Here is a 2,903-nt window from a genome sequence, read left to right on the forward strand (position 1 = left end):
CGTTGGTCTGATGGCGCAGAAAGCGGAAGAGTACGGTTCTCACGACAAGACTTTCGAAATCAAAGGTAAAGGTAAGGTTCGCGTTCTGGACGCTAACGGCCAGCCTCTGCTGGAGAATGAAGTTGCAGAAGGCGATATCTGGCGTATGTGTCAGGCCAAAGACGCTCCAATCCAGGATTGGGTGAAACTGGCTGTTACCCGTGCACGTCTGACTGCTACTCCTGCTATCTTCTGGCTGGATAAGAACCGTGCACACGATGCGCAGTTGATTCAGAAAGTTGAAAAATACCTGAAAGATCACGATACCGATGGTCTGGACATCAGCATTCTGTCTCCGGTAGAAGCTACCCGCGTGACTCTGAAACGACTGAAAGAAGGTAAAGATACCATTTCTGTTACCGGTAACGTGCTGCGCGATTACCTGACTGACCTGTTCCCGATTCTGGAACTGGGCACCAGTGCGAAAATGCTGTCTATCGTACCTCTGATGGCTGGCGGCGGTCTGTTTGAAACAGGTGCCGGCGGTTCTGCTCCGAAACACGTTCAGCAGCTGGTTAACGACAACCACCTGCGTTGGGACTCTCTGGGTGAGTTCATGGCTCTGTCAGCGTCTCTGGAGCATCTGGCTCAGGTTGCTGATAACAACCGCGCACAGATTCTGGCTGATACTCTGGATTCCGCTGTTGGTAAAATCCTGGACCACAACAAATCACCTTCCCGTAAGAAAGGTGAAATTGATAACCGTGGCAGCCATTTCTACCTGGCACTGTACTGGGCACAGGCTCTGGCAGAGCAGAATAAAGACACAGATCTGAAAGTATGTTTCGCCAAACTGTACAACAAGCTGTCTGAAAACCGCTCTAAGATCGTAGAAGAGCTGGGCTCTGTTCAGGGTAAAGCAGTGGAAATCGGCGGTTACTACCGTCCGGATCCAAAGCTGGCCGCAGCTGTTATGCGTCCAAGTGCAACTCTGAATGACGCGATTGATAATCACGCCTGCTGAGTGTGATTGATCAATCTCTGTTCAACAAAAAAGCCGCACATTGTGCGGCTTTTTTGTTTGTTCTCTGCAATTTGAAATTAAACACAGTGAGCTGAAATACAGTGGGCCTAAGCTCTGTCAGCTGTGTACGCCTGAATAGGGAGGGGTCAGGCGTTCTCGGTTTTCTCGCTGGCAGTGGTTGCGTCTGTTGCTTCAACAGCCTTTGATTCCTCGCCGGTCTCGCTGTCGAGGGTGCGGATATTGATGGCGTGGGTGCCTTTATCGCTCGGTTTGGTATCAAAAATTACCGTCTGACCGGCTTTCAGTGTGCGGTAACCGTCCATCTCAATCATGGAATAATGAGCGAACAGGTCTTCATTGCTGTCATCGGCAAGGATAAATCCGTAGCCTTTAGCGTTGTTAAACCACTTTACTTTCCCTGTTTTCATCTCTGCCTCCACTGCTGACCGGTTTTATAATAGAAATGGTCCAATACGGGTTGACATTTACACTACTCTGAGCACAAAGCGTGGTCAACCCCCCGAAATGTTGATCCTCATTGGCAGACCGATATGTCGCTGTAAAGCTAGTGGTCAGCGAGTATGGCAGGTATGATTTACACTAAATATGTCGAACTTGTCAGCTTATGCATCAGATCTATAAATCTAAACTAAACTTACAATCAGAGGATCAAAATCCCGGTGGTGATGGCAGCGTGGCGCTGGAAACAGCAAAGCCAAAGCTTAAAAAGCCTGATATGTATTATGTCATCATGATGAATGACGATTATACCCCCATGGAATTTGTGGTTGATGTTTTACAGAGATTCTTTAATAAAACATCAGAAGAGGCCACGCAGATTATGTTAACGGTGCACACCAAGGGCAGCGCGGTGTGCGCAATTTATACAAAGGATGTTGCTGAAACTAAAGCTGCTATGGTGAATCAATATGCCAGAGATTCTCAGCATCCACTGATGTGCGAGATCTCACCCGCAGAAGACTGAGGCTTAGGAGGCGCTATGCTGAACCGTGAACTGGAGCAAACCCTGAATGAAGCATTCAAGGATGCCCGTAGCAAACGTCATGAGTTTATGACGGTTGAACACCTGTTGCTCGCGTTGCTCGACAACGACGCGGCGGCGTCAGTGCTGGAAGCCTGTGGCGCAGAAATTATTAAGTTGCGCAAGGATCTGCAGGAATTTGTCGACTCTACAACACCTCTGATTCCGGAGCATGACGGCGAACGGGAAACTCAGCCGACTCTGGGCTTCCAGCGAGTACTGCAACGTGCTGTTTTTCACGTGCAGTCATCCGGAAAATCAGAAGTGACCGGCGCCAATGTGCTGGTTGCTATTTTCTCTGAACAGGAAAGCCAGGCGGTCTATTTCCTGAAACAACAGAACATCGCCCGCATCGATGTGGTGAATTACATCTCTCATGGGATTTCCAAAGTATCCGGTGACGACGAGTCATCTGACCACATGAGTGAAGAAACCAGTGATGAGGCCGAGGGTGGCAATAAGAGTGCGCTCGAAGGTTATGCAACCAATCTCAACCGCATGGCCCGCGAAGGCAAAATTGACCCGCTGATCGGGCGCGAATACGAAGTGAACCGTCTGGTGCAGACCCTTGCCCGCCGCCGCAAAAACAACCCATTGCTGGTTGGTGATTCCGGCGTGGGTAAAACGGCCATTGTAGAAGGTCTGGCCAAGCGTATTGTCGATCAGGAAGTACCGGACGTTATCCAGGATGCTGTGGTATACAGCCTGGATATGGGTGCGCTTCTGGCTGGCACTAAATACCGTGGTGACTTCGAAAAACGCTTCAAAGCCCTGCTGGCTGAACTTAAGCGTCAGCCGCACGGCATTCTGTTTATCGATGAGATTCACACCATCATCGGTGCCGGTGCTGCGTCGGGC

The 2,903-nt window shown here is 49.8% G+C and carries 4 protein-coding genes; 3 read left to right on the top strand and 1 reads right to left on the bottom strand.

Going from position 1 to position 2,903, the window contains the following annotated elements; translation table 11 throughout:
• Positions 1-1,003, top strand: a 1,003-nt coding sequence (locus B2Z72_RS06740) for an NADP-dependent isocitrate dehydrogenase (protein ID WP_297004417.1), incomplete at its 5' end; no start/stop codon positions are given.
• A 146-nt stretch (positions 1,004-1,149) separates the two neighbouring features.
• Here B2Z72_RS06740 and cspD read toward each other — a convergent pair.
• Positions 1,150-1,431 carry a cold shock domain-containing protein CspD gene (gene cspD, locus B2Z72_RS06745; RefSeq protein WP_296983826.1) on the bottom strand — a complete coding sequence of 94 codons (282 nt, stop codon included), beginning with the start codon at positions 1,429-1,431 and terminating at the stop codon, positions 1,150-1,152.
• A gap of 197 nt (positions 1,432-1,628) precedes the next feature.
• On the opposite strand from cspD, the gene clpS reads away from it, so the two are divergent.
• Positions 1,629-1,988: an ATP-dependent Clp protease adapter ClpS gene (gene clpS, locus B2Z72_RS06750; RefSeq protein ID WP_296983825.1), complete on the top strand. Its 360-nt coding sequence runs from the start codon at positions 1,629-1,631 to the stop codon at positions 1,986-1,988.
• A 15-nt stretch (positions 1,989-2,003) separates the two neighbouring features.
• A partial coding sequence (locus B2Z72_RS06755; RefSeq protein WP_297004421.1) for a Clp protease N-terminal domain-containing protein occupies positions 2,004-2,903 on the top strand: 900 nt, incomplete at its 3' end.

This window comes from Thalassolituus sp. UBA6592 (assembly GCF_002433655.1).
Classification (GTDB): domain Bacteria; phylum Pseudomonadota; class Gammaproteobacteria; order Pseudomonadales; family Oceanobacteraceae; genus Venatoribacter.